At 75.0% G+C, this 23757-nt stretch carries 20 protein-coding genes; 14 read left to right on the top strand and 6 right to left on the bottom strand.

Features of this window, described 5'->3' with window-relative positions; all coding sequences use genetic code 11:
• Window positions 1-33: 33 nt before the first annotated feature.
• From RSE42_RS12935 to allB, 4 genes are all read left to right on the top strand, one after another.
• Window positions 34-840: a hydroxypyruvate isomerase family protein gene (locus RSE42_RS12935; protein ID WP_086151230.1), complete on the top strand. Its 807-nt coding sequence runs from the start codon at window positions 34-36 to the stop codon at window positions 838-840.
• Window positions 841-926: 86 nt separating this feature from the next.
• The gene (locus RSE42_RS12930) at window positions 927-1811 is read left to right on the top strand and encodes a 2-hydroxy-3-oxopropionate reductase (RefSeq protein ID WP_415296519.1); all 885 of its coding nucleotides are present in this window, start codon (window positions 927-929) and stop codon (window positions 1809-1811) included.
• Between the two features lie 43 nt (window positions 1812-1854).
• Window positions 1855-3630, top strand: a complete 1776-nt coding sequence (gene gcl, locus RSE42_RS12925) for a glyoxylate carboligase (protein ID WP_144722648.1) — start codon at window positions 1855-1857, stop codon at window positions 3628-3630.
• Between the two features lie 42 nt (window positions 3631-3672).
• Window positions 3673-5037, top strand: coding sequence for an allantoinase AllB (gene allB, locus RSE42_RS12920; protein WP_144722666.1), 1365 nt, complete (start codon window positions 3673-3675; stop codon window positions 5035-5037).
• Between the two features lie 228 nt (window positions 5038-5265).
• Here the strand turns inward: allB and RSE42_RS12915 are convergent, their stop codons facing one another.
• The 3 genes from RSE42_RS12915 to RSE42_RS12905 form a co-directional block, all read right to left on the bottom strand.
• Window positions 5266-5754, bottom strand: a complete 489-nt coding sequence (locus tag RSE42_RS12915) for an SRPBCC family protein (RefSeq protein ID WP_034652234.1) — start codon at window positions 5752-5754, stop codon at window positions 5266-5268.
• A complete protein-coding gene (locus RSE42_RS12910) occupies window positions 5751-6119 on the bottom strand; it encodes an ArsR/SmtB family transcription factor (protein WP_043654229.1) in 369 nt (122 codons plus the stop codon). Before RSE42_RS12910 ends, RSE42_RS12915 begins: the two co-directional genes overlap by 4 nt.
• A gap of 112 nt (window positions 6120-6231) precedes the next feature.
• Complete coding sequence (locus tag RSE42_RS12905; protein ID WP_034652238.1) at window positions 6232-7611, bottom strand: cryptochrome/photolyase family protein; 1380 nt, start codon at window positions 7609-7611, stop codon at window positions 6232-6234.
• Window positions 7612-7662: 51 nt separating this feature from the next.
• Between RSE42_RS12905 and RSE42_RS12900 the strand changes: the two genes are divergently transcribed.
• Window positions 7663-9294: a peptide MFS transporter gene (locus RSE42_RS12900; RefSeq protein WP_081600138.1), complete on the top strand. Its 1632-nt coding sequence runs from the start codon at window positions 7663-7665 to the stop codon at window positions 9292-9294.
• A gap of 86 nt (window positions 9295-9380) precedes the next feature.
• Here the strand turns inward: RSE42_RS12900 and RSE42_RS12895 are convergent, their stop codons facing one another.
• On the bottom strand, window positions 9381-9965 hold the full coding sequence (locus RSE42_RS12895) for a DoxX family protein (protein ID WP_051028307.1): 585 nt from the start codon (window positions 9963-9965) through the stop codon (window positions 9381-9383).
• Between the two features lie 319 nt (window positions 9966-10284).
• Here RSE42_RS12895 and ilvD (RSE42_RS12890) point away from each other — a divergent pair, with 319 nt between their 5' ends.
• On the top strand, window positions 10285-12147 hold the full coding sequence (gene ilvD, locus RSE42_RS12890; protein WP_021482360.1) for a dihydroxy-acid dehydratase: 1863 nt from the start codon (window positions 10285-10287) through the stop codon (window positions 12145-12147).
• A 77-nt stretch (window positions 12148-12224) separates the two neighbouring features.
• On the opposite strand, the gene RSE42_RS12885 is transcribed toward ilvD (RSE42_RS12890), so the two are convergent.
• Window positions 12225-12785, bottom strand: a complete 561-nt coding sequence (locus RSE42_RS12885) for a hypothetical protein (protein ID WP_415296515.1) — start codon at window positions 12783-12785, stop codon at window positions 12225-12227.
• A gap of 126 nt (window positions 12786-12911) precedes the next feature.
• Between RSE42_RS12885 and ilvD (RSE42_RS12880) the strand changes: the two genes are divergently transcribed.
• The 3 genes from ilvD (RSE42_RS12880) to RSE42_RS12870 all read left to right on the top strand — a co-directional run bounded on the left by ilvD (RSE42_RS12880) (window position 12912) and on the right by RSE42_RS12870 (window position 16266).
• The gene (gene ilvD, locus RSE42_RS12880; RefSeq protein ID WP_021482630.1) at window positions 12912-14630 is read left to right on the top strand and encodes a dihydroxy-acid dehydratase; all 1719 of its coding nucleotides are present in this window, start codon (window positions 12912-12914) and stop codon (window positions 14628-14630) included.
• A gap of 80 nt (window positions 14631-14710) precedes the next feature.
• On the top strand, window positions 14711-15385 hold the full coding sequence (locus RSE42_RS12875; protein ID WP_396052256.1) for a 4a-hydroxytetrahydrobiopterin dehydratase: 675 nt from the start codon (window positions 14711-14713) through the stop codon (window positions 15383-15385).
• Window positions 15386-15453: 68 nt separating this feature from the next.
• Window positions 15454-16266: a hypothetical protein gene (locus RSE42_RS12870; protein WP_128082733.1), complete on the top strand. Its 813-nt coding sequence runs from the start codon at window positions 15454-15456 to the stop codon at window positions 16264-16266.
• A gap of 37 nt (window positions 16267-16303) precedes the next feature.
• On the opposite strand, the gene RSE42_RS12865 is transcribed toward RSE42_RS12870, so the two are convergent.
• On the bottom strand, window positions 16304-17668 hold the full coding sequence (locus tag RSE42_RS12865) for a cytochrome P450 (RefSeq protein ID WP_415296513.1): 1365 nt from the start codon (window positions 17666-17668) through the stop codon (window positions 16304-16306).
• A 128-nt stretch (window positions 17669-17796) separates the two neighbouring features.
• Between RSE42_RS12865 and RSE42_RS12860 the strand changes: the two genes are divergently transcribed.
• Genes RSE42_RS12860 through RSE42_RS12840 form a run of 5 tightly spaced genes read left to right on the top strand, consistent with a single transcriptional unit; the run spans window position 17797 to window position 23735 of the window.
• Window positions 17797-18891 (top strand): 3-oxoacyl-ACP synthase III family protein, encoded by a 1095-nt coding sequence (locus tag RSE42_RS12860; RefSeq protein WP_415296511.1) that lies wholly within the window; start codon window positions 17797-17799, stop codon window positions 18889-18891.
• Window positions 18888-19679, top strand: a complete 792-nt coding sequence (locus RSE42_RS12855; protein WP_232322531.1) for a glycosyltransferase family 2 protein — start codon at window positions 18888-18890, stop codon at window positions 19677-19679. The genes RSE42_RS12860 and RSE42_RS12855 overlap by 4 nt, the downstream gene beginning before the upstream one ends.
• Window positions 19676-20968, top strand: coding sequence for a cytochrome P450 (locus tag RSE42_RS12850; RefSeq protein ID WP_415296509.1), 1293 nt, complete (start codon window positions 19676-19678; stop codon window positions 20966-20968). The genes RSE42_RS12855 and RSE42_RS12850 overlap by 4 nt, the downstream gene beginning before the upstream one ends.
• On the top strand, window positions 20965-22758 hold the full coding sequence (locus tag RSE42_RS12845; protein WP_415296507.1) for a class I adenylate-forming enzyme family protein: 1794 nt from the start codon (window positions 20965-20967) through the stop codon (window positions 22756-22758). The genes RSE42_RS12850 and RSE42_RS12845 overlap by 4 nt, the downstream gene beginning before the upstream one ends.
• The gene (locus RSE42_RS12840; protein ID WP_034654414.1) at window positions 22755-23735 is read left to right on the top strand and encodes an NAD-dependent epimerase/dehydratase family protein; all 981 of its coding nucleotides are present in this window, start codon (window positions 22755-22757) and stop codon (window positions 23733-23735) included. Before RSE42_RS12845 ends, RSE42_RS12840 begins: the two co-directional genes overlap by 4 nt.
• The last annotated feature ends 22 nt before the right edge of the window (window positions 23736-23757 follow it).

Raw genomic sequence — 23757 nt, 5'->3', positions numbered from 1 at the left:
TCGCGAGACGCGGACGGACCCAGGGAGACGACGATGAGCCCCGCACCGACGTACACCGTCAACTGCTCGATCCTGCTCACGGACCTGCCGCTGCTCGAGCGGCCGGCCGCCGCCGCGGCGGCGGGGTTCCGGGGCGTCGAGTTCTGGTGGCCGTTCGCGTCGCCCACGCCCGCCCGCGACGAGGTGGACGCGTTCGTCGGCGCGATCGAGACCGCGGGCGTGCAGCTCACGGGCCTCAACTTCGACGCCGGGAACATGCCCGGCGGCGACCGCGGCCTCGTGTCGTGGCCCGCGCGCTCCGCCGACCTGCGCGCGAACCTCGACGTCGTCACCGCGATCGGGGAGCGCACCGGCTGCCGCGCGTTCAACGCGCTCTACGGCAACCGCCAGGAGGGCGAGACGCCCGAGGTGCAGGACGAGCTCGGCGCCGAGAACCTCGCGCTCGCGGCGCGGGCCGTCGGGCGCATCGGCGGCACGGTGCTCGTCGAGCCCGTGAGCGGCGCGCCGGCCTACCCGCTGAAGACCGCGGCCGACGCGGTGCGCGTCATCGACCGGGTCGCCGCCGACCACGGCGAGACGAACCTGGGTCTCCTTTTCGACGTCTACCACCTGGCCGTCAACGGCGACGACGTCGACGCGGCCCTGTCGACCTACCGCGGCCGCATCGCGCACGTGCAGGTCGCGGACGCGCCCGGTCGTGGCGAGCCCGGCACGGGCGACCTGCCGATCGAGCGCTGGACCAAGGACCTGCGCGCCGGCGGCTACGACGGCTGGATCGGCCTCGAGTACAAGACCGCGGCCGCCGACCCGTTCGCGTGGCTCCCCGCCGCCGAGCGCTGACGCGACCCCCGGCCGTCAACCGGCCGCGTGCCGACCGTCCGTCGGCCGCCCCGACCCCCGACCTGAACCACCCAGAGGAGCACACCATGGCCTCCATCGCCTTCATCGGACTCGGCATCATGGGCAGCCCCATGGCCGTCCACCTGCAGAACGCCGGGCACGACGTCGCGGGCTACAACCGCAGCCCCGAGAAGACCGCGCCGCTCGTCGAGGCGGGTGGTCGCGCGGCCGCGTCGGTCGCCGACGCGGTCTCGGGCGCCGACGTCGTCGCGATCATGGTCCCGGACTCGCCCGACGTGGAGGCGGTGCTCACCGGCGACGACGGCGTCCTCGCGAACGCGAAGCCCGGCGCGCTCGTCGTCGACTTCTCCTCGATCCGCCCGGACGTCACGGTCGCGCTCGCGCAGCAGGCGAAGGACGCGGGCCTGCGGATCGTCGACGCCCCCGTCTCGGGCGGCGAGCCGGGCGCGATCAACGCCGCGCTGTCGATCATGGTCGGCGGCACGCCCGAGGACTTCGAGGCGGCCAAGCCGTTCCTCGACGTCGTGGGCAAGACGGTCGTGCACGTGGGCCCGAACGGCTCCGGCCAGACGGTCAAGGCCGCGAACCAGCTCATCGTCGCCGCGAACATCCAGGCGCTCGCCGAGGCGGTCGTCTTCCTCGAGGCCTACGGCGTCGACACCGAGGCCGCGATCGAGGTCCTGGGCGGCGGCCTCGCGGGCTCGGCGGTGCTGAACCAGAAGGCGCGCAAGATGCTCGACCGCGACTTCGGCCCCGGCTTCCGGATCGAGCTCCACCACAAGGACCTCGGCATCGTCACCGCCGCGGCCCGCGAGGCGCGCGTCGTCGCGCCGCTCGGCGGCCTCGTCGCCCAGCTCATGGCCTCCGCCCGCGCGAACGGCGACGGCGGCCTCGACCACTCCGGCCTGTTCCGCGGCGTCGAGCGCCTGTCCGGCCGCGACGGCTCCTGACTTCCCCCTGACGACGACGTCACCTCCAGCAAGGAGAGAAACCATGCCTCGTATGCGTGCGGTGGACGCCGCAGTGGCGATCCTCGAGATCGAGGGCGCGACCCAGGCGTTCGGCCTGCCCGGCGCCGCCATCAACCCCTTCTACTCCGCGATGCGCGCGCACGGCGGCATCGACCACGTGCTCGCCCGCCACGTCGAGGGCGCGTCGCACATGGCCGACGGCTACTCCCGCGCGAAGCCGGGGAACATCGGCATCTGCATCGGCACGTCGGGCCCCGCGGGCACCGACATGATCACCGGCCTCTACGCCGCGTGGGCCGATTCGATCCCGATGCTCTGCATCACGGGCCAGGCGCCGGTCGCCAAGCTCGACAAGGAGGACTTCCAGGCCGTCGACATCGCGAGCATTGCCGCTCCGGTGACGAAGATGGCCAAGACCGTCCTCGAGGCCGGGCAGGTGCCGCAGGTCTTCCAGCAGGCGTTCCACCTCATGCGCTCGGGCCGCCCGGGCCCGGTGCTCGTCGACCTGCCGATCGACGTGCAGCTCACGGAGATCGAGTTCGACCCGGCGACCTACGAGCCGCTGCCCGTGCACCGCCCGGCGGCGACGCGCGCGCAGGCCGAGAAGGCGATCGACCTGCTGCTCGCGGCGGAGCGTCCCCTGCTGGTCGCGGGCGGCGGCATCGTCAACGCGGGCGGCGAGGACCTGCTCGTCGAGCTCGCCGAGACGCTCGGCGTCCCCGTGATCCCCACGCTCATGGGCTGGGGCGTCATCCCGGACGACCACGCGCTCATGGCCGGCATGGCCGGTCTCCAGACGTCGCACCGCTACGGCAACGCGAACCTGCTCGCGTCCGACTTCGTGCTCGGCATCGGCAACCGCTGGGCCAACCGCCACACGGGCGGCCTCGACACGTACCGCGCGGGCCGCACGTTCGTCCACGTCGACATCGAGCCGACGCAGATCGGTCGCGTGTTCGCGCCCGACTACGGCATCGTGTCGGACGCGAAGGCGGCCCTCGAGCTGTTCGTCGAGGTCGCGCGCGAGCGCCGCGACGCCGGCCGTGCGCGCGACTACGCGGGCTGGGCGGCCGAGTGCGCCGAGCGCAAGCGGACGCTGCAGCGCAAGACGCACTTCACCGAGATCCCCATCAAGCCGCAGCGCGTGTACGAGGAGATGAACAAGGCCTTCGGCCCCGAGACGCGCTACGTCACGACCATCGGGCTCTCGCAGATCGCCGGCGCGCAGTTCCTCCACGTGTACAAGCCGCGGCACTGGATCAACGCGGGCCAGGCCGGGCCCCTCGGCTGGACGGGGCCGGCGGCGCTCGGTGTCGCGAAGGCCGTGCCGGACGAGCCGGTCGTCGCGCTCTCGGGCGACTACGACTTCCAGTTCATGATCGAGGAGCTCGCGGTCGGCGCGCAGTTCAACCTGCCGTACGTGCACGTCGTCGTGAACAACTCCTACCTGGGCCTGATCCGCCAGGCGCAGCGGGCCTTCGACATGGACTACCACGTCCAGCTCTCGTTCGAGAACGTCAACTCGCCCGAGCTGGGCGGCTACGGCGTCGACCACGTCAAGGTGGCCGAGGGGCTGGGCTGCAAGGCGATCCGCGTGACCGACCCCGAGGGGCTCGGCGAGGCGTTCGCGAAGGCGCAGGCCATGGCGGCGGAGTTCCGCGTGCCGGTCGTGGTCGAGGTCATCCTCGAGCGCGTCACGAACATCGCCATGGGCGTCGAGATCACCGGCGTGAACGAGTTCGAGGACCTCGCGATCTCGGCCGAGGACGCCCCCACCGCCACCGCGCTGCTCGACTGAGCACGCCGCACCCAGGGAGCAGGAGACATGACGGAGGGCGCGATGGGCACGGGTGAGGTGAGCGGTCGCGGGCACGAGTACGACCTCGTCGTGCGCGGCGAGCGCGTGCTCGTCGCCGGTGGCGAGCACCCGCGCGAGGTAGGTGTCGTCGGGGGAGTGGTCCGCGCGATCGAGCCGCTCGGCGCGGGGCTCGACGGCGCGCGCGTCGTCGAGCTGGGGCCGCACCAGGTGCTGGTCCCCGGGCTCGTCGACACGCACGTGCACGTGAACGAGCCGGGGCGCACCGAGTGGGAGGGGTTCGCGTCCGCGACGCGGGCCGCCGCCGCGGGCGGGGTGACGACGATCGTCGACATGCCGCTCAACTCGATCCCCCCGACGGTCGACGTCGAGGCGCTCGAGACCAAGCAGAAGGTCGCGCGCGACCAGGCGTTCGTCGACGTCGGGTTCTGGGGCGGCGCCGTGCCCGGCAACGCGGACGAGCTGCGGCCCCTGTGGGACGCGGGCGTGTTCGGGTTCAAGTGCTTCCTGCTGCACTCGGGGGTCGAGGAGTTCGGGTACCTCGAGCCGGACGAGCTGGAGGCCGACCTGCGCCTGCTCGCCGACTTCGACGGGCTCATGCTCGTGCACGCCGAGGACTCGCGCGCGATCGAGCGGGCGCCCACCCCGCACGGCGACCACTACGACACGTTCCTCGCGTCGCGCCCGCGCGGCGCGGAGAACGTCGCGATCGCCGCGGTGATCGAGGCGGCGCGCTGGACCGGGGCGCGCGCGCACGTGCTGCACCTGTCGAGCTCGGACGCGCTGCCGATGATCCGGAGCGCGAAGCGCGAGGGCGTGCGCCTCACGGTCGAGACGTGCCCGCACTACCTGGCGCTCGCGGCCGAGGAGATCCCCGACGGCGCGACGCAGTTCAAGTGCTGCCCGCCCATCCGGGAGATCGACAACCGCGAGCTGCTCTGGGAGGGGCTGCTCGACGGCACGATCGACTGCATCGTCTCGGACCACTCGCCGAGCACGCCCGACCTCAAGGAGCTCGACACGGGCGACTTCGGGACGGCGTGGGGCGGCGTGTCGTCGCTCCAGCTCGGGCTCGCGATCGTGTGGACCGAGGCGCGGACGCGCGGCGTGCCGTTCGCGCGCGTCGTCGAGTGGATGTCGGCTCGCCCGGCGGCCGTCGCGGGCCTGCGGCGCAAGGGCTCGATCGCGCTCGGCTTCGACGCGGACCTCGCGGTGGTCGAGCCGGACACGGCGTTCGTCGTCGACCCGAAGGCCCTGCACCACAAGAACCCCATCACGCCGTACGCCGACCGCGCGCTCTCGGGCGCCGTCGTCGCGACGTACCTGCGGGGCGAGGAGATCACCCTCGACCGCCCCACGGGCCGCCTGCTCTCGCGCGGCGACGCGTGAGGGGCTGAGACTCCCGTGCCCGGCCGCGGGGGCCGGGCACGGGGAACCACCTGACCCGCGCACGACGAGGGGCGGCACCGCTGGTGGGTGCCGCCCCTCGTCGCGCGCGAGGTAGAGCGCTGGTCGCCCGAGGTAGAGCCGTGGTCGCCCGAGGTAGAGCCGTGGTCGTGACCACGGCTCTACCCCGGCGGACCAGGGCTCTACCTCGGCGGGGTGGAGGGCGTGGGGTCAGGACTGCGCGAGGAGCTCGTCGAGCTGCTCGTAGCCCTCGCGCACGCCGACCTCCATGCCGCTCGCGACGAAGCCGTCGCGGCCCTCGAACGAGTCGACGAGCGACGTCGCGGTGAGCCGGCTGCGGCCGTCGGGCAGGTCCTCGAACACGAGGCGGTCGAGCGAGACGCCGTCGGGGAAGCCCTCGAACGTGAACGTCTGGACGATGAGCTCGTCCGGGCGCACCTCGTGGACGCTGCCGAAGAACGCGTACTCGCTGCCGTCCGGGTCGACCTGGACGTACCGGTACGCGCCGCCCGTGCGCACGTCCCAGAGCTCGTTGCGCTGGGTGAGGTAGCGCGGGCCGTTCCAGCGCGCGAAGAGCTCCGGGTCGAGGTGGGCGCGGAAGACCTTCGCCGCGGGCGCGTCGAACTCGCGCACGATGCGGACGATCGGGAGGTCCGTGGGGACGACGATCTCGGTCTCGTGGGTGCCGGTGGTGGTCATGGTGCTGCTCCTGTCGTCGGGTCGTTCTCGGTGGTGCCCGGTCGGTCGGGCAGGTCGCGCAGGACGTCGTCGAGGCGCCGGTAGCGGTCCTCGGCCTCGCGCCGGTAGCGCTCGATCCACTTCGTCATGAGGTCCAGCACCTCCGCCTCGAGGTGCACGGGGGCGCGCCGGGCGTCCGTCGTGCGGGTCACCAGGCCGGAGTCCTCGAGCACGCGCAGGTGCTTGGACACCGCCTGGACGGACATGTCGTACGGCCGGGCGAGCTCGCCGACGCTGGCGTCTCCCGACGCGAGCCGGGCCACCATGTCGCGGCGCGTGGGGTCGGCGAGCGCCGAGAACACGCGGGAGAGCGGGTCGGCCGTCACGGGACCTCCTCGTGGGGCGCCGGGGTGCGGCGTCCGGTCATCAACTCATCGGTTGACAACGACGCTACGCCGCACTCGGAGAGTCGTCAACCCTTTGGTTGAGAAAGAGGCGTCAGACGCGCCGGGCCCGCTCGAAGTCGTCGAGCGAGACCTTCCGCTCGACGGCGTGGTCGACGATCCGCTCGGGGTACCCGGCCGGCAGCTCGCGCAGCGTCCACGGCTCGTGGACCGCCCGGCCCTCGACCTCCCGCAGCTCCGGCACCCACCGGCGCACGTACGAGCCGTCGGGGTCGAACTTCTTCGCCTGGGTGACGGGGTTGAAAATGCGGAAGTACGGCGCGGCGTCGCGGCCCGTCCCGGCGACCCACTGCCAGTTCAGCTGGTTCTGCGAGACGTCGCCGTCCGCGAGGTGCGCCATGAAGTGCTCCGCGCCGCGCTGCCACCGCACGTGCAGGTCCTTGACGAGGAACGACGCCACGACCATCCGCACGCGGTTGTGCATCCACCCCTCGCCGAGGAGCTGGCGCATCCCGGCGTCGACGAGCGGGTAGCCCGTGCGGCCCTCGGCCCACGCGGCGAGGTACGCGTCCTCGGCGGCACCCTCCGCCCACGCGTCCTCGGGCACGACGTCCCGGAGCGACCGCTGCGCGGCCCCCGGGTGGTGGAACAGGACGTCCGCGTGGAACTCGCGCCAGGCGAGCTCGGAGCGGTAGGCGAGCGCGTCGTCGGACGGCGCGGAGCCGTCGTGCAGGGCGCTCCGCACGTCGGCGAGGAGCGTGCGCGGGTGCAGCTCGCCCCACTTCAGCGGCACCGACATGCCCGACGTCGCGGGCCGGTCCGGGCGGTCGCGCTCGGTCGCGTAGCCCGCGAGGTGGTCCGCGAGGAAGTCGCGCCAGCGCCGTCGCGCCGCGGCCTCGCCCGCCGCGGGGAGCCGGGCGTCGGTACCGGGGTCGGCGGGGACGCCGTCCGACCGGAGCGTGGCCCACGGCACGTCGCGCGGCCTCGGCGCCGGGTCGCGCCAGCCGTGCTCGACCCACGCGTCGCGGAACGGCGTGAAGACCTGGAACGGGGTCCCGGTGCGCGTGCGCAGGCGCCCCGGCGCGACGGCGTAGGGCGAGCCGGTGCGCACGAGGTGCGCGTCGGCGTCGGGCAGCGCCTCCTCGACCGCGACGTCGCGGGCGACGCCGTAGGGCTCGAACGACGCCGCGACGTGCACCTCGCGCGCCTCGACCTCGCGCGCGACGGCGGGCACGACGGCGCGCGGGTCGCCGTGCCGGACGACGAGCCGGCCGCCCGTCGCCTCGTCGAGCGCGGCGAGGCTGCGCGCGAGGTAGGCGCGGCGCGGGTCGCCCGCGGCGCCCCACAGGCGGGGATCGAGCACGTAGAGCGCGACGACCTCGTCGTCCGCGTCCCGGGCGGCCTGCACCGCCGCGACGAGGGCCGGGTTGTCGGCGAGGCGGAGGTCGCGGCGGCACCACCAGAGCGTCGGCATCCGGCCACGCTAACGGTCGCAGGCGGTGCACGCCGGTGGGAGCATCGCAGGATGGGTGGTGACGACCGACGAGAGCAGGACGACGCGCGACGCCGCGCCCTCGAACGCGAGGCGCGCACCGAGCCGGAGGCCGGGGCGCCGCCCCTCGGGCCGGGTACCGCGGCCGGTGTAGGGGCCGCCGAGGGCCCCGCGGCGGGGGCCATCGTCGGGGACCACGCGTTCTTCGGGCACCCGCGCGGGCTGCTGACGCTCTTCACCACCGAGCTGTGGGAGCGGTTCAGCTACTACGGGATGCGCGCGATCCTGCTGTTCTACCTCACGGACACCGTGGCGAACGGCGGCCTGGGCATCGGGGAGACGACGGGCCTCGCGCTCGTGTCGATCTACGGCACCAGCGTGTACCTGCTGTCCGTCGTGGGCGGCTGGCTCGCGGACCGCGTGATCGGGTCCCGGCGCTCCGTCCTGTACGGCGGCATCATCATCGCGGCCGGGCACGTGAGCCTCACGGTCCCCGGCGCGGGCTTCTCGATGGTGGGCATCGCGCTCGTCGCGCTCGGCACCGGCCTGCTCAAGCCGAACGTGTCGTCGATGGTCGGCGAGCTGTACGCGCGCGACGACCCGCGCCGCGACTCGGGCTTCTCGATCTTCTACATGGGCATCAACCTCGGCTCGTTCGTCGCGCCGTTCCTCGTGGGCGCCGCGCGCGCCTGGGGCGGGTACCACGCGGGCTTCGCCGTCGCGGCGGTGGGCATGGCGGTCGCGCTCGTGTTCTTCGTCGCGGGCCGGCGCTACCTCGGCGAGGCGGGGGCGCACGTGCCCAACCCCGTCCGCCCCGAGGAGCGCGCGAAGATCGCGCGGATCTTCCTCCTCATCGCGGGCGGCGTGGTGCTCGTCGGTCTGGTCGCCGTCCTCGTCGCCGGCGGGTTCGAGATCTCGACCTTCATCGACACGATGTCCTACCTGGCGTTCCTCGCGCCGATCGCCTACTTCATCGTCATGTACCGCTCGCCGCGCGTGACGGACGCCGAGCGGCCGCGCGTCATCGCGTACATCCCGCTGTTCGTCGCGGCGATGCTCTTCTGGATGATCTTCGAGCAGGCGGCCACGACGCTCTCGGCGTTCGCGAAGGACCGCACCGACCTGACGTTCTTCGGCGTGGGCATCAGCCCCGAGTTCTTCCAGTCGGTGAACCCGCTGTCGATCATCGTCCTCGCGCCCGTGTTCGCGTGGATCTGGCTTAAGACGGGCGACCGCCCGACGACGGCCAACAAGTTCGCGATCGGCCTCACCCTCGCGTCGGTGTCGTTCCTCTTCCTCGCGGCCGCGTCGGCCGTCGTCGGCGACGGCAAGGCGCCGTCGTGGGTGCTCGTGCTCGTCTACGTGATCCAGACGCTCGGCGAGCTGTGCCTGTCGCCGGTCGGCCTCGCCGCGACGACCCTGCTCGCGCCGAAGGCGTTCCGGTCCCAGGCGATGGCCCTGTGGTTCCTCGCGCCCGCCGCCGGGCAGGCCATCACCGCGCAGGTCGTGCAGGTCACCGAGGGTGCCTCCGACACCGCGTACTTCGGCGGCATCGGCGCCATCACCCTCGTGTTCGCGCTCGCGCTGTTCGCGCTCGCGCCGTGGGTCACGCGGCACATCCGCCACGCCGACGAGCTCGAGGGCGCGCACACCGCCGGGGCCTGAGGGCGGCGTCGGACGACGGAGCGGGGCCGCGACGTCGCGGCCCCGCTCCGGTCCTGCACCCGTGGTGGTGCCAGTCCCGCGGCGCGTCAGCGCAGCCAGGCCGCCCGGCGCACGAGGGGGAGGGCCGCCCAGCGTCGGCCGAGGCCCCACGTGTCGCCCGCGAGCGTCGTCGCGAGGACGGCGAGTAGCAGGATCACGAGGACGTGGTCGTCGACGACCGGGTTGTTCGAACCGGCCGCGAGCGGCCACTGCGAGAGCCACAGCATCGCGAACAGGACCGTGCCGCTCACCGCGGCGACCCGCAGGCCGATCCCCAGCAGGAGCGCGAGGCCGACGCCCAGCAGCCCGAGCATGAAGAGCCAGTCGGTGACGGGGCTCGCCATCGCGGCGAACGTGCTCGCGAGCGGGCCCTGGGCGCCGTTCTCGAGGTAGCCCTGCGTGGGTGCGCCCCCCGCGAGCCACGCGCGCTCGCGCGGGGTCGCGTACCCGAGGCCGACGAGCTTGTCGGTGAACGGCCACAGGAAGACGACGGCCGTGCCGATCCGCGTGAGCGCGAGGGCGTGGCGGGCCGACGAGCGCGTGACGACGTCGTCCTGGGTGACGGGGCCGGTGGTGCGCGCTGCGGCCCCCGGGGTGGCGCCGGGCGGCGCGGCGGTGGTGGACGTGGACATGGAGGTGCCCCCTCGGGAGAGAAGTGGTCGGGTCGGGGCCGGCGAGGACCCACCCCGACCCGAGCGGTGTGCCGCTCCCCGTCGAGGCGTCGCGGTGGTCGTCCGGCCGTGACGTGCTCGCCCACGGTGGCAGGGGTACGGGAGGCGGTTCAACCCTTACGTCCGGATCGCGTGGACATCCCGTAGGTCCCTCGGGGCTACGTACGTAGGCCGCACGACCACGAGACGGACGCCTCGGCCGGACCGCCCCGACGAGGCGTAATGTGACCCGGCGGCCGGAGGATCGGTCGCAGCACCCCGTCGAAGGAGCTGACCCGGAATGAGCCGCCCCCTGCGCTCTCGGACGTCCACCCACGGCCGCAACATGGCCGGCGCCCGCGCCCTCTGGCGCGCGACCGGCATGGGCGCGGAGGACTTCGGCAAGCCGATCATCGCGATCGCCAACTCGTACACGCAGTTCGTCCCCGGCCACGTGCACCTCAAGGACATGGGCGACCTCGTCGCGTCCGCGATCCGTGAGGCCGGCGGCGTCTCCAAGGAGTTCAACACCATCGCCGTCGACGACGGCATCGCCATGGGCCACGGCGGCATGCTCTACTCGCTCCCGAGCCGCGACCTCATCGCCGACTCGGTCGAGTACATGGTCAACGCGCACTGCGCCGACGCCCTCGTGTGCATCTCCAACTGCGACAAGATCACGCCCGGCATGCTCAACGCCGCGCTGCGGCTCAACATCCCGGTGATCTTCGTGTCCGGCGGGCCCATGGAGGCGGGCAAGGCGGTCGTCGCGGACGGCGTCGCCAAGACCCCGCTCAATCTCGTCAACGCGATCAACTACTCGGCCGACGACGCGGTGTCCGACGCCGCGCTCGCGCAGGTCGAGGAGAACGCGTGCCCCACGTGCGGGTCGTGCTCCGGCATGTTCACCGCGAACTCGATGAACTGCCTCACCGAGGCGCTCGGCCTGTCGCTCCCCGGCAACGGCTCGACCCTCGCGACGCACGCCGCGCGCAAGGAGCTCTTCCTCGAGGCCGGGCGCACGATCGTCGGGCTCGCGAAGCGCTACTACGAGGACGAGGACGACTCCGTCGCGCCCCGCTCGATCGCGACCAAGGCCGCGTTCTCCAACGCCATGGCGCTCGACGTCGCGATGGGCGGCTCGACGAATACCGTGCTGCACATCCTCGCCGCCGCGCAGGAGGGGGGCGTCGACTTCGACCTCACCGACATCGAGCGCATCAGCCGCCAGGTGCCGTGCCTGTCCAAGGTCGCGCCGAACCACCCGAACTTCCACATGGAGGACGTGCACCGCGCCGGCGGCATCCCCGCCCTCCTGGGCGAGCTCGACCGCGCGGGCCTGCTCGACCACGACGTCACGAGCGTCCACACGCCGACGCTGCGCGAGTGGCTCGACGACTGGGACGTCCGGGGCGGCAAGGCGACCGAGCGGGCCGTCGAGCTGTTCCACGCGGCGCCCGGGGGAGTGCGCACCACGCAGGCGTTCTCGACGTCGAACCGCTGGGAGTCGCTCGACACCGACGCGGCCGAGGGCTGCATCCGCGACCTCGAGCACGCGTACACCGTCGAGGGCGGGCTCGCCGTGCTGCGCGGCAACCTCGCCGAGGACGGCGCCGTGTTCAAGACCGCCGGCGTCGACCCGGACGTCTTCCACTTCGTCGGCACGGCGCTCGTCTGCGAGTCGCAGGACGAGGCCGTCGAGAAGATCCTCACCAAGCAGGTCCAGCCCGGGCACGTCGTCGTCGTGCGCTACGAGGGCCCCGCGGGCGGCCCCGGCATGCAGGAGATGCTGTACCCGACGTCGTTCATCAAGGGCCGCGGCCTCGGCAAGGTCACCGCGCTCATCACCGACGGCCGCTTCTCCGGCGGGTCGTCGGGCATCTCCGTCGGCCACGTCTCGCCCGAGGCCGCCGCGGGCGGCGTCATCGGCCTCGTCGAGGACGGCGACGAGATCGAGATCGACGTCGACACGCGCCTCATCCGCCTCAACGTGCCCGACGACGTGCTCGCCGAGCGCCGCGCCAAGATGGAGGCGCGCGAGAACCCGTGGCAGCCGGTCGACCGCGACCGCTACGTCTCGCCCGCCCTCCAGGCCTATGCCGCCATGGCGACGTCCGCCGACCGCGGCGCCGTCCGCGACGTGTCGCTGATCAAGCGCCGCTGACCCGACGACGACGGGCCCGCACCTCCCGAGGTGCGGGCCCGTCGTCGTGCGCGGGCGCGGAGCCCCCGCGGCGAGGGTCAGCACTCCTCCTCGGACTGCTCCGTGACGACCCACCGCGCGCCCTGCGGCACCATGACGGCGGTGCCGCAGTCGCCGCCGTCGTAGACGACGGACAGCACCGTCGCGTCGGCGCGCTCCTCGCTGACGCCGACCTCGACCTCCGGCACGTCGCCCACGGCCGCGTAGAGACCGGCGGTGGTCGTGGTCATCGACGCGCAGTCCGTGATGCCCGGCCACCCCTGTGCCGTCATCTCGGCGACCATCCGGTCGACGAGCTCCGGTGCGAGGTAGCCGCACGCGACCTCGACGTCCGGCGCGCGGCTCGCGGCCAGCCACGCGCGGAACGACTCCTCGGGCGTCTCGACCTGCCCCTCGGGAGCCTCCTCGGTGCTCGCGGTCGCCGTCGCGGTCGCGGTGTCGTCGGGCGACCCGGTCGTCGCGTCCGGTGCGGGGGCGGACGTCGCGGAGGTAGGGGAGCCGGGGCTCGTGCCCGACGGCGCGGGAGCCGCGCACGCGGCGGTCGCGGCCAGTGCGAGGACGGGCAGGACGGCTCGGACGGCTCCGGGGCGTGTGTGCACGGCCCCATGATGCCGTGCGCCTCGCACCGCGGTCGGCCCGTCTCGGGCCTGCACGGGCCGGGCGGGCCTCCGTGCCGCGGCGCGTCCCGCCGCGCCCCGCGCCGGTGCCGTTCCTAGAGTGGGGTCATGACTGGGCACACCTCGGGGTCCGACGCCGGACCCGACCTCAAGCCGCGTTCCCGCCAGGTCACCGACGGCCTGGAGGCGACGGCGTCGCGCGGCATGCTGCGCGCCGTCGGCATGGGCGACGAGGACTTCGCCAAGCCGCAGATCGGCATCGCGAGCTCGTGGAACGAGATCACGCCGTGCAACCTGTCGCTCGACCGGCTCGCGCAGGGCGCGAAGGAGGGCGTGCACGCGGGCGGCGGGTACCCGCTGCAGTTCGGGACGATCTCCGTCTCCGACGGCATCTCCATGGGCCACGAGGGGATGCACTTCTCGCTCGTGAGCCGCGACATCATCGCGGACTCGGTCGAGACGGTCGTCCAGGCGGAGCGCCTCGACGGGACGGTCCTCCTCGCCGGGTGCGACAAGTCCCTGCCGGGGATGCTCATGGCGGCCGCGCGGCTGGACCTGGCGAGCGTGTTCCTCTACGCGGGCTCGATCATGCCCGGCTGGGTCAAGCTCTCCGACGGCACGGAGAAGGACGTCACGCTCATCGACGCGTTCGAGGCGGTCGGCGCGTGCGCGCGCGGGCTCATGAGCCGCGAGGACGTGGACCGCATCGAGCGCGCCATCTGCCCCGGCGAGGGCGCGTGCGGCGGCATGTACACGGCGAACACGATGGCGTCGGTCGCGGAGGCGATGGGCATGTCGCTGCCCGGCTCGGCGGCGCCGCCGTCGGCGGACCGGCGCCGGGACGCGTTCGCGCACCGCTCGGGCGAGGCCGTCGTCAACCTGCTGCGGCTCGGCATCACGGCCCGCGACATCATGACGAAGGAGGCGTTCGAGAACGCGATCGCCGTCGTCATGGCGTTCGGCGGCTCCACCAACGCGGTGCTGCACCTGCTCGCCATCGCGCACGAGGCCGAGGTCGACCTCACCCTCGCCGACTTCGACCGCGTCGCGAGCCGCGTGCCGCACCTCGGCGACCTCAAGCCGTTCGGGCGCTACGTGATGAACGACGTCGACCGCATCGGCGGCGTGCCCGTCGTCATGAAGGCCCTGCTCGACGCCGGCCTGCTGCACGGCGACGCGCTCACCGTGACGGGCCGCACCGTCGCGGAGAACCTCGCCGAGATCGACCCGCCGGACCCGGACGGCAAGATCCTGCGCGCGCTCGACGACCCGATCCACCACACCGGGGGCATCACGATCCTGCACGGGTCGCTCGCGCCCGAGGGCGCCGTCGTGAAGTCCGCCGGGTTCGACGAGGACGTGTTCGAAGGCACCGCCCGCGTCTTCGAGCGCGAGCGCGCGGCGCTCGACGCCCTGGAGGACGGCACGATCACGGACGGGGACGTCGTCGTCATCCGGTACGAGGGTCCCAAGGGCGGCCCGGGGATGCGCGAGATGCTCGCCATCACGGGCGCGATCAAGGGCGCGGGGCTCGGCAAGACGGTCCTGCTGCTCACGGACGGCCGCTTCTCCGGCGGGACGACCGGCCTGTGCGTGGGGCACGTCGCGCCCGAGGCGGTCGACGGGGGCCCCATCGCGTTCGTGCGCGACGGCGACCCGATCCGGCTCGACGTCGCGAACAAGACGCTCGACCTGCTCGTCGACGCCGACACGCTCGCCGCGCGCCGCGACGGGTGGGCGCCGCTGCCCCCGACGTTCACGCGCGGGGTGCTCGCGAAGTACGCCAAGCTCGTCCAGTCGGCGTCGCGCGGCGCGATCCTCGAGTGACCGCGGAGCGCGCGGGCGTCGGAGGCGCGCACTAGCGTGGTGTCGCACCTCGCCGCAGCGACGCACCCCGGAGGACGGCCATGACCCAGACGGCGGACGACCGCATCACCGCGCGCCAGTTCCACGACAGCGACGGCGTCGAGGACTGGCGGTTCATCCTGAGGACGGTGCAGACGCTGTTCCGCACGGGGTCGTTCACCGCGGGGGTGGAGCTGGTCGACGCGATCGGCGAGCTCGCCGAGGCGGCGAACCACCACCCCGACGTGGACCTGCGGTACGGGACGGTGACGGTCCGGCTGACCTCGCACGACGTCGGGGGCGTCAGCGAGCGGGACGTGGCCCTCGCCCGGCAGATCTCCGCGGCGGCGCGCGAGCTCGACCTCGTCGCGGACCCGACGGCGGTGCAGGACCTCGAGATCGCGATCGACACGCTCGTCGGCACGGCGGTGCAGCCGTTCTGGCGCGCGGTCCTCGGGTTCGACGAGGGCGCGCCCGAGCTGCCCGCGCCCGAGCTCCGCGACCCGAGCGGGCGCGCCCCCGCGTTCTGGTTCCAGCAGATGGACGCGCCGCGCGAGCAGCGCAACCGCATCCACGTGGACGTGACGGTCCCGCACGACGTCGCGGAGGCGCGCGTCACCGCCGCCATCGCCGCGGGCGGGCACCTCGTGTCCGACCGTCGCGCGCCCGCGTTCTGGGTCCTGGCCGACGCCGAGGGCAACGAGGCGTGCGTGTGCACCTGGCAGGCGCGCGACTGACCGCGCCCCGTGGCGCCGGGGGTGAGACGAGCGCGCAAGAACCGTCCGGCCCCTGCGAGGCTGGTCCCGTGAGCGCCCGTCCGGAGAGATCGCCGCGCCGTCGTCGAGCCGCGTCCGCCGTCGTCCCGCTGGCCATCGTGACGGCCGCGGTCGTCGCGCTCGGCGGGTGCACGGCCGCCGGGGAGCCGGAGGCCGCTCCGGGGTCCTCCGCCCCGAGCCCGACGGCCACCGAGGACGCGCCGGGCACGCGCGACGAGCCGTCGGAGGAGACGACGCCCGAGGTGGTCGACCCGCTCGCCGACCGTCCCTCCGCGCCACCCGCCCAGGCGGTGGACGCGGGAACGGTCGCCGCCGGTGCACCCGCCGCGGCGAGCGGGACGGGGAGCGCCGCCGTGACGTTCGCGCGCGACGGCGACTTCGCCGTCGTCGTGCACCTGGACTGCGGTGACTGCGCCGGGACGCGCGCGTTCATGGCGCCGACGGACGTCACGCCGTACCCGGGCGCGCTCGGTGAGACGACCGGGTCGTACCTCATGGACGTCTTCGAGGACTCCGCGCCGCAGCAGTCGATCTGGCTCGAAGCGTCGGGGGAGTGGTCCCTGCGGTTCGAGAGCTGGAACGACCTGCCGCCCGTCGCAGGGCCGCAGTCGGGCACGGGGCCGACCGTCCTGCGGCTCGACGGCAGCACGACGAGCGCGGAGGTGTCGTGGACGCCGGCGGCCCCCGAGGACTCGTTCCAGGGCCGGTACTTCGGGGTCACGCGCGAGGCGTCGCGCATGTTCGGCGACACCGAGGCGTTCACCGAGACGTACGACCTCGCGCTTCCCGGCGTCCTCGCCGTGAAGACCGCCGGCACGTGGAGCGTCACCCCGCAGGGCTGACGCCCGGTGTGCCGCTGACGAGACCCGGCCTGCGGGGTCAGGCGCGCGCGACGACGAGCTCGTCGTAGCCGGGCACCAGGACCCGCCGCTTGGCGCGGCGCGAGACGACGCGCAGGGGTGCGCCGTCGTCGAACAGCGCGTGCAGGAGCGCGGCGATCTCGGCGCGGGCGAGCGCGGCGCCGAGGCACAGGTGGCGCCCCGCGCCGAACCAGAGCTGGCGCGTCTCGCGCACGTACGGGCGGTCGGCGCGGAACGGGCCGGCCGCCGCGTTCGCCGCCCACGTGAGGATCATGACGCGCTCCCCGGCCCGCAGGGTGCGGCTCGCGACCTCGACGTCGGCCGACACGCCCCGGCCGATCACCGACGCCGGGCTCGTCACGCGCAGACCCTCGCGCACGGCGTTCTCGACGGCGTCCGGCTCCCCGGCGGCCCGCTCGACGGGGTGGGCGCGCTCGTCGGCCAGGAGCCGGAGCAGGCGGTGCTGCTCGCCCGTGTCGATCAGGAGCGCCGTGGTGCGGGCCATCGCGGACGCCGACGTCTCGGTGCCCGCGACCATGAGCAGGCTCGCGAGCCCCGTCGTCTCCTCCAGCCCGAGGCCGAGCTCGCGGCACCGGCCGAGCAGGCGGTCGGCCGGCGCGTGCCGCCACCCGTCCGGGACGCCCTGGGTCAGCTCGGCGACGATCTCCCGCGCCGCGGCGACCTGGCCCGGCGCGAGGTACGTCGAGCCGGCGCTGCCGAGCGCGATCGACGCGAGCCGCTCGCCCGTCGCGAAGGCCGCGAGCGCGTCGTCGTCCGTCGGGACGGCCTCCGGCGTCACGCCGGTGCCGGCGCCCGCCGCTGAGCCCGCCGCTGAGCCCCGTCCTGAGCCCGCCCCGGTGGCCGCCGGGGACGGGATGCCGAGCAGCGAGATCATCATCCGGCCGACGAGCACGCGCGCGAGCCGGCCGACGTCGACCGACCCGCCCGCGGCGAGGGTGCGGCGCGCGTCGTCGAGCGCGAGCGACCACGCGCCGTCGACCAGCGCCGCGGCGCTCGCCTCGGTGAAGAGCTCGCGCGAGCGGGTGCGCAGGTCGTGGTGGCCCGGGCCGTCGAACAGGTCGAGGACCCAGTCGCCGAGGATCTGGGCCCAGAGGTGCCCGACCCCGCCCTCGCCGACGATCGTGAAGTGCCGGTGGTCGGTGAGGATGCGGCGACCCACGGTCGGGTCGGCCGTCACCCACCCGAGGCCCGGGACCCGGCGCAGCCCTCCGCCCGGACGCGGCCCGGTGAGCGCGCCGCCCACGAGCAGCACACCGGCCATCGCGGGGCGTGCGGCGGTGAGGACCTGCAGCTCGTGCCGGGTCGTGGGCAGGGCGCGACGTCGTTCGCGGGCGGGCACGGGGGCGGTCGTGGTCGCAGTCACGGGGTCAGTGTGGCGCACCGGGGAGGCCACGGGGCGGCCGCGCCGCCGTCCGGGGATGGGCACTTCACCCCATCGGAACCTGTGGACGACCGCCGTCCGAGGGGGTCTGCTTGGCTACTGTGTCGCGCGTGCCAGAGAACCCACCCCGCCCGGTAGCCCCCGGGTCCGCTCCCGTGCGTCCCGCGGCGGTGATCGCCGCCGTCGGGGTCCACCTGCCCGAGCGCGTGGTCGACGTGCGCGAGGCGGAGCGCGCGCTCGCGGAGCGCAACCCGGGCGCGGCGCCGCGCGTGCCGATGGTCTCGCGCCTCACGGGCGTGCGGCAGGTCCGCGTGCTCCCCGACGACTGGGACGCCTCCGACCTCGCCGTCGCGGCCGCGGAGAAGCTGCTCGCGACCCAGGGCCTCGCGCCCGACGACGTCGACCTGCTGCTCTTCGCGTCGGCGAGCCAGGACATGGTCGAGCCCGCGACGAGCCACATCGTCGCCGCGAAGCTCGGGGTCCGGGCGCCCGTCATGGACGTCAAGAACGCGTGCAACTCCGTGCTCAACGCCATCGAGGTCGCCGAGGCGCTCGTCGCGACGGGCCGGTACGGCACCGTGCTCGTCGCGTGCGGGGAGGCACCGTCGCGCGCCGTGCGCTGGGACGTCCCCGACCGTGCGACGTACCTGCTCTCCGCCCCGGGCTACACCATGTCCGACGCCGGGGCCGCCGTCCTCGTGCGCCGCGCCACCGCGGCGGAGGCCGACGCGCGCGACGGCTCCGGCGCCCCCGCGCCCCGCGGCATTCTCGCGAGCGCGTTCGGCGCCGAGTCGACGCACTGGGACGTCGGCATGCTCCCCGGGGGCGGCACCGCGCACCCGCGCGACCTCGAGCGCACCTACTTCGAGATCGACGGGTCCCGGCTCCGGGACGCGTTCCTCGCGCTCGGGCCGGGTGTCGTCCTCGACGCGCTCGGCCGTGCGGGGCTCACGTGGGACGACGTCGCGCTCGTCGCCGTGCACCAGGTCGCCGTCGCCTACCTCGACGACGTGCACGCCGCGCTCGGCCTGCCGACCGGCCGCACGCTCGTCACCGTCGCCGACCACGGCAACGTCGCCTCCGCGACGCTCCCGCTCCAGCTCGCGACCGCGCTTGAGACGGGTCGGGTCGGGCCGGGCGACGTCGTCGTGCTCGTCGGCCTCGCGGGCGGCATCAGCATCGGCGCGACGGTGGTGCGGCTGTGAGCACCCGGCGGTTCACGCGAGGAGTGGCGAGCACGCAGCGGCTCGCCGTCGTGGTGCCCGCGCGCGACGAGGCGCACGGGATCGTCGCGACGCTGGAGGCGCTGCGCGACCAGCAGGACACGGACTTCGACCTCGTCGTCGTGGACAACGGGTCGTCGGACGGCACGGGCGACCTGGCGCGCGCGACCGCGGCGGCGTGGGGCATGACGCGGTGGCGCGTCGTCGACGAGCCGCAGAAGGGCACGGGCGCGGCGGCCGACACGGGGATGCGGGCGGCGATCGCGCAGGGCGCGACGCACCTCGCGCGCACCGACGCCGACTGCCTGCCGCTGCCCGACTGGACCCGACGCGTGCGCGCCGCGTTCGCGAGCGGGCACGACCTCGTCGCGGGACGGCTCGTGCCGCGCACCGACGACCGCCCGGTCTCGCGCGTCCAGCAGGGCGTGCTCTCCGCGGCGGTGAGCGTCGCGAGCACGTTCGGGCGCTTCCGCCCCGGCAACCAGGACCCGTCCTACCTCGGGCCCTACGTCATGGCGCCGGGCTGCAACATGGCGATCACGGCGGCGCTGTACGAGGCGGCGGGCGGGTTCCCGCGCACCGCGATCGAGGACGTCCACGAGGACCGGGCGCTCGTCAACGCGGTGCGCCGCCTCACGCGGCGGTACGGCGCGCACCGCGACGTCGTCGTGCGGGCCTCCACGCGCCGGGCGCACGCGTGGGGCCTCGTCCGCACGCTCGGCTGGTATGCCGACCACCGCTACCGGCCCGAGCTCGTGGACATCCGATGACCGGCACGGCGCTGGCCCCCGCGCCCGCCGGGCTCGCCGCGGCGATGCGTTGGGAGGAGAGGGTCCAGCGCGGGGCGCACCCGCTCGTCTACCCGGCGATCCGGGCCCTGCGGCACCGCGGCCCGGTCGTGCGCGTCCCCGGGATCGGGGTGGTCGTGTCCGACGCCGCGACGGCGCGCGCCGTGCTGCTCGACAGCGAGCACTTCTCCAAGGTGGGCCCGGGGTCGCCGTCGGACCTGTGGACGCCCGTGCTCGGCCCGTCCGTGCTCCTCAACATGGAGGGGGCCGACCACGCGCGCCTGCGCCGGGCGCTGTCGGGTCTCTTCACGCCCCGAGCGGTGCGCGACCTCGTCGCGGTGAGCGTGCCCGACGTCCTCGCAGGCCTCGCTCCGCGGCTGCTCGCGGGCGAACGAGTCGACCTCGTGGCGGAGACGGCGACCATGGCCGGGACGGTCGTCTGCGCGATGACCGGGCTGCCACCGACGGACGCCGCCGTCCGCGAGGCGATGACGGCCGCGCAGTCCGTGGTCGGGCTCGTGCGCCTGCACCGGCGCAGCCTCACCGCCGGCCAGGTGCGGCACGCGCGCGCCGTCCTCGCACGGCTGTCCGCACCGGCGCGCGACGCGTACCGCGCGGGGGACCCCGCGACCGTCCCCGGGCGCATGCGCGAGCTCGGGCTCTCGGAGGACGAGGCATTGGGCGCCGTCGGCGCGTTCGTCCTCACGGGCACCGAGACCATCCAGTCATTCGTGCCGCGCCTCGTCGCGCTCGCCGCCGACACCGGCTGGCTCGACCAGCTCCTCGCGGCCGACCCCGGCGCCGGGCCGGAGGCCGCCGCGCTGCGCGGCCGCGTCGTCGAGGAGGCGCTGCGCGTCACGGCACCGACCCCCGCGATGCTGCGCTCGGTGCGCGCCGACGCGACCGTGGGCGACGTCCGCGTCCGCGCGGGCGACCGGGTCGTGATCGCGACGATCTCCTGCTGCAAGGACGCCGGCCCCTTCGACCCGGACGCCCCCGTCGACCCGGCGGTGCGGCACCTGTGGTTCGGCGCCGGACCGCACTTCTGCCTCGGGATGCCGCTCGCGACGGCCCAGGTCGATGCCGTCCTGGACGCCCTGCGCCCGGTCGCCGCAGCGGGTCGGAGCCTCCAGGTCACCGACCGCGCCGTCGCCCGCGGGGTGCTCATCCCGGCGTACCGCTCGCTCGTCGTGCGGGCGGTCGGCGGCGAGGTGCGCGCGCCGGGTCCGGTCGCCGAGTCGGCCGCGTCGTCGGCGGGGGAGGCGGCGTGACCGTGCCCGACGCCGTCCCCCGCCACCTGCTCGCCCCGATCCTCGCCCGCGGGGCCGCCGGGCACGCGTCCGCCGACGCGGTCGCGCTCCGGCGCTGGACGCGGCCGGGCCGCCGCGGTGCGCGCGTGCGCGAGGAGGTCACGTACGCCGACCTCGCGCGGCGCGTCGAGGCGACCGCGACGGCGCTCGCGGCCGACGGCCTCGCGCCGGGCGACCGCGCCCTGTTCTCGGTGCGGCCCCGGCCGGAGGGCGTCGTGCTCGCGTTCGGGGTGGTCCGGGCGGGCGGGACCGTCGTCTTCGTCGACCCCGGCTCGACGCCGGAGCTCTTCGCCGCGCGCGTGGGTGCGGCCGGGCCGTCGCTAGCGACGACCGAGTCGCTCCTCTACGCCGTCTCGCGCGGGCCGCTGCGCCGTCTGGCCCGGTCGCGGGGCCTGCTCCTGCCCGACTACGCGAGCCTCCCGCTGCGGCACGTGCACGCCGGCCCGTGGCTCCCCGGGGTGCCGCGGGGCTCGCGCGCCGCCCGCCGCCTCGCCGCGAGCCCGGTCGACCGCGCGGCGCTGCCGACGCTCGACCCGGACCGAGAGGCGCTCACCGTCTTCACGTCCGGCACGACGGCGCAGCCGAAGGCCGTCGTGCACACGGCCGGGTCGCTGCTCGCCGGGTGTGACCTGCTGCGCGACGTGTTCGCGCTCGCGCCGGGCGACGTCGTGCACACCGACCAGATGCTGCTCGGCGTCCCGGCGCTGTTCGCGGGTGCCACCTGGTCCGTGCCGGCCGACCCGCCGAGCCGCGACATCACGACCTTCGCGCGCCAGCTCGACGGCGCCGCAGGCACGTACCTCGTGCCCGCGGACGTCACGGCGCTGCTCGACGCGATCGAGGCCGGGGCGGTGCCCGCGCACGGGCCGCGCGTCGCGCTCGTCGGCGGCGCTCCCGTGACCCGCGCGCTCCTGGAGCGCGCGACGCGCGTGCTGCCCGGCACGCGGTGGGTCGCGGTGTACGGGATGACGGAGATCCTGCCGGTCGCGGTGGTCGAGGCCCGCGAGAAGCTCGCGTACGGGGGCGACGGCGACCTCGTCGGCGTCCCGCTGCCCGGCACGGTCGCGCGGCTCGACCCGGTCGAGGACGAGGAACCCGAGGACGGCCGCGACGACGTCGTCGGGGAGCTCGTGCTGTCCGGGCCGTCGCTCATGGCGGGCTACCTGCACGACCTCGACGCCCCCGCCCGGGGCGCAGGCGAACGGGCCGCGGAGCACCGCACCGGCGACCTCGCGCGCCTCGACGACGCGGGGCGGCTCGTCCTCGTCGGCCGCACGCGGGACATGATCATCCGCGGCACGACGAACATCTACCCCGGCCTCTACGAGCCGCGCGTCGCGGCGCTCGACGGCGTCGGCGAGGCGCTGCTCGTGGGGGTGCCCCAGGTGGACGGCGACGAGCGGGTCGCGCTCGTCGTCACCTCGGCGTCGGAAGACTCTCGGCCGGACGCGGGCACCGGGACCGACCCTCGGCCCGACGCCGGTGCGGCGGTGCATCTGGACCCGCACCACCCGCTCGTGGACCGGGTGCGCACCGCGCTGCCGAGCGTTCTCGACCACGACGCGCTGCCCGACGTCGTGCTGCACGCCGACCGCGTGCCGCTCGCCGGTCGCTCGCGCAAGCCCGACCGCGCCGCGCTCTCGCGCGCCGCCGCGCCGCTGGTGCCCGCCGCTCCGGCCGGACCCGTCGAGCCGGTGGTAGCCGCCGCGTCGACCGCCGTCGGCCGAGACACCCCCGGCACCCGCGCGTGAGGGTCGTCGTCACCGGGGCGTCGGGGTTCGTCGGGGGAGCGGTCGCGCGCGGGCTGGTCGCCGACGGCCACGAGGTCTGGACGTCCTCCCGCCGCGACCCGGCGGTCGACGGCGCCTGGCACCTCGCCTGGGACCTCACCACCGGTCCGCTCGCCGACGCGCCCACGGTGGACGCCGTCGTGCACGCGGGCGCCGCCGTGTCCGACTGGTGCGCGCTCGACGTCGCGCGCGCCACGAACGTCGCCGGGACGCTCGCGGTCCGCGACACGTTCCCCGGCGCGCGGTTCGTGCACGTCTCGTCCGGCAGCGTGTACGACCCGTACCGCCCGAGCGTCCGCGCGCGCGAGCACGAGGCGCCGGTCGCCCGGTACCTCGACGCCTACGGCACGACGAAGGCGGAGGCCGAGCGCGCGCTGGCCCGCGACGTCGCGCGCCACCCCGACCGCGGCGCTGTCGTCGTCCTGCGCCCGCACGCCGTCTACGGGCCGGGCGACTCGACGCTCCTGCCGCGCGTCGAGGCCGCCGTGCGGCGCGGACGCCTCGTCCTGCCCGGCGGCGGACGCGTCCTCCAGTCCCTGACCCACGTGGACACGCTGCTCGCCGCGGTGCGCGCCGCCGTCATGCTGCCCGACACCGCGGCCCGCGCGCCCGGCGCGGGGGACGGCGCGGCCGGAGGCCCGCTCGTCGTGAACGTCGCCGACGCCGAGCCGGTGGTCCTGCGCGACGCGCTCGCCGACGCGCTGCGCCGCCGCGGTACCGCCGTGCGGGTCGTCGCCGTCCCGGTGCGCCCCGCCTGGGCGCTCGCGGGCGCGGTCGAGACGGTCGCCCGGCGGCTGCGCCGCCCCGAGCCGCCACGCCTGACCCGGTACGCGCTGAGCCACCTCGCGATGGAACGCACCTACGACCTCGCGGTCCTGCGCGACGTGCTGGGCGTCGACCCGGCTCTCACGAGCTTCGTCGGGGCCGAGCGGTGGTAGCGGCGAAAGCCCTGGGTATCGT

Source organism: Cellulosimicrobium sp. SJTW-1, assembly GCF_047716875.1.
In the GTDB taxonomy this organism is placed as follows: Bacteria; Actinomycetota; Actinomycetes; order Actinomycetales; family Cellulomonadaceae; genus Cellulosimicrobium; species Cellulosimicrobium funkei.
Note: the sequence above shows the minus strand (reverse complement) of the source record. Positions and strands in the feature narration are given on the sequence as shown.

Coding starts and splice junctions, on each gene's coding strand:
- RSE42_RS12935 (WP_086151230.1), top strand. CDS start 34: ATGAGCCCCGCACCGACGTACACCGTCAACTGCTCGATCCTGCTCACG.
- RSE42_RS12930 (WP_415296519.1), top strand. CDS start 927: ATGGCCTCCATCGCCTTCATCGGACTCGGCATCATGGGCAGCCCCATG.
- gcl (WP_144722648.1), top strand. CDS start 1,855: ATGCCTCGTATGCGTGCGGTGGACGCCGCAGTGGCGATCCTCGAGATC.
- allB (WP_144722666.1), top strand. CDS start 3,673: ATGGGCACGGGTGAGGTGAGCGGTCGCGGGCACGAGTACGACCTCGTC.
- RSE42_RS12915 (WP_034652234.1), bottom strand. CDS start 5,754: ATGACCACCACCGGCACCCACGAGACCGAGATCGTCGTCCCCACGGAC.
- RSE42_RS12905 (WP_034652238.1), bottom strand. CDS start 7,611: ATGCCGACGCTCTGGTGGTGCCGCCGCGACCTCCGCCTCGCCGACAAC.
- RSE42_RS12900 (WP_081600138.1), top strand. CDS start 7,663: ATGGGTGGTGACGACCGACGAGAGCAGGACGACGCGCGACGCCGCGCC.
- RSE42_RS12895 (WP_051028307.1), bottom strand. CDS start 9,965: ATGTCCACGTCCACCACCGCCGCGCCGCCCGGCGCCACCCCGGGGGCC.
- ilvD (WP_021482360.1), top strand. CDS start 10,285: ATGAGCCGCCCCCTGCGCTCTCGGACGTCCACCCACGGCCGCAACATG.
- ilvD (WP_021482630.1), top strand. CDS start 12,912: ATGACTGGGCACACCTCGGGGTCCGACGCCGGACCCGACCTCAAGCCG.
- RSE42_RS12875 (WP_396052256.1), top strand. CDS start 14,711: ATGACCCAGACGGCGGACGACCGCATCACCGCGCGCCAGTTCCACGAC.
- RSE42_RS12850 (WP_415296509.1), top strand. CDS start 19,676: ATGACCGGCACGGCGCTGGCCCCCGCGCCCGCCGGGCTCGCCGCGGCG.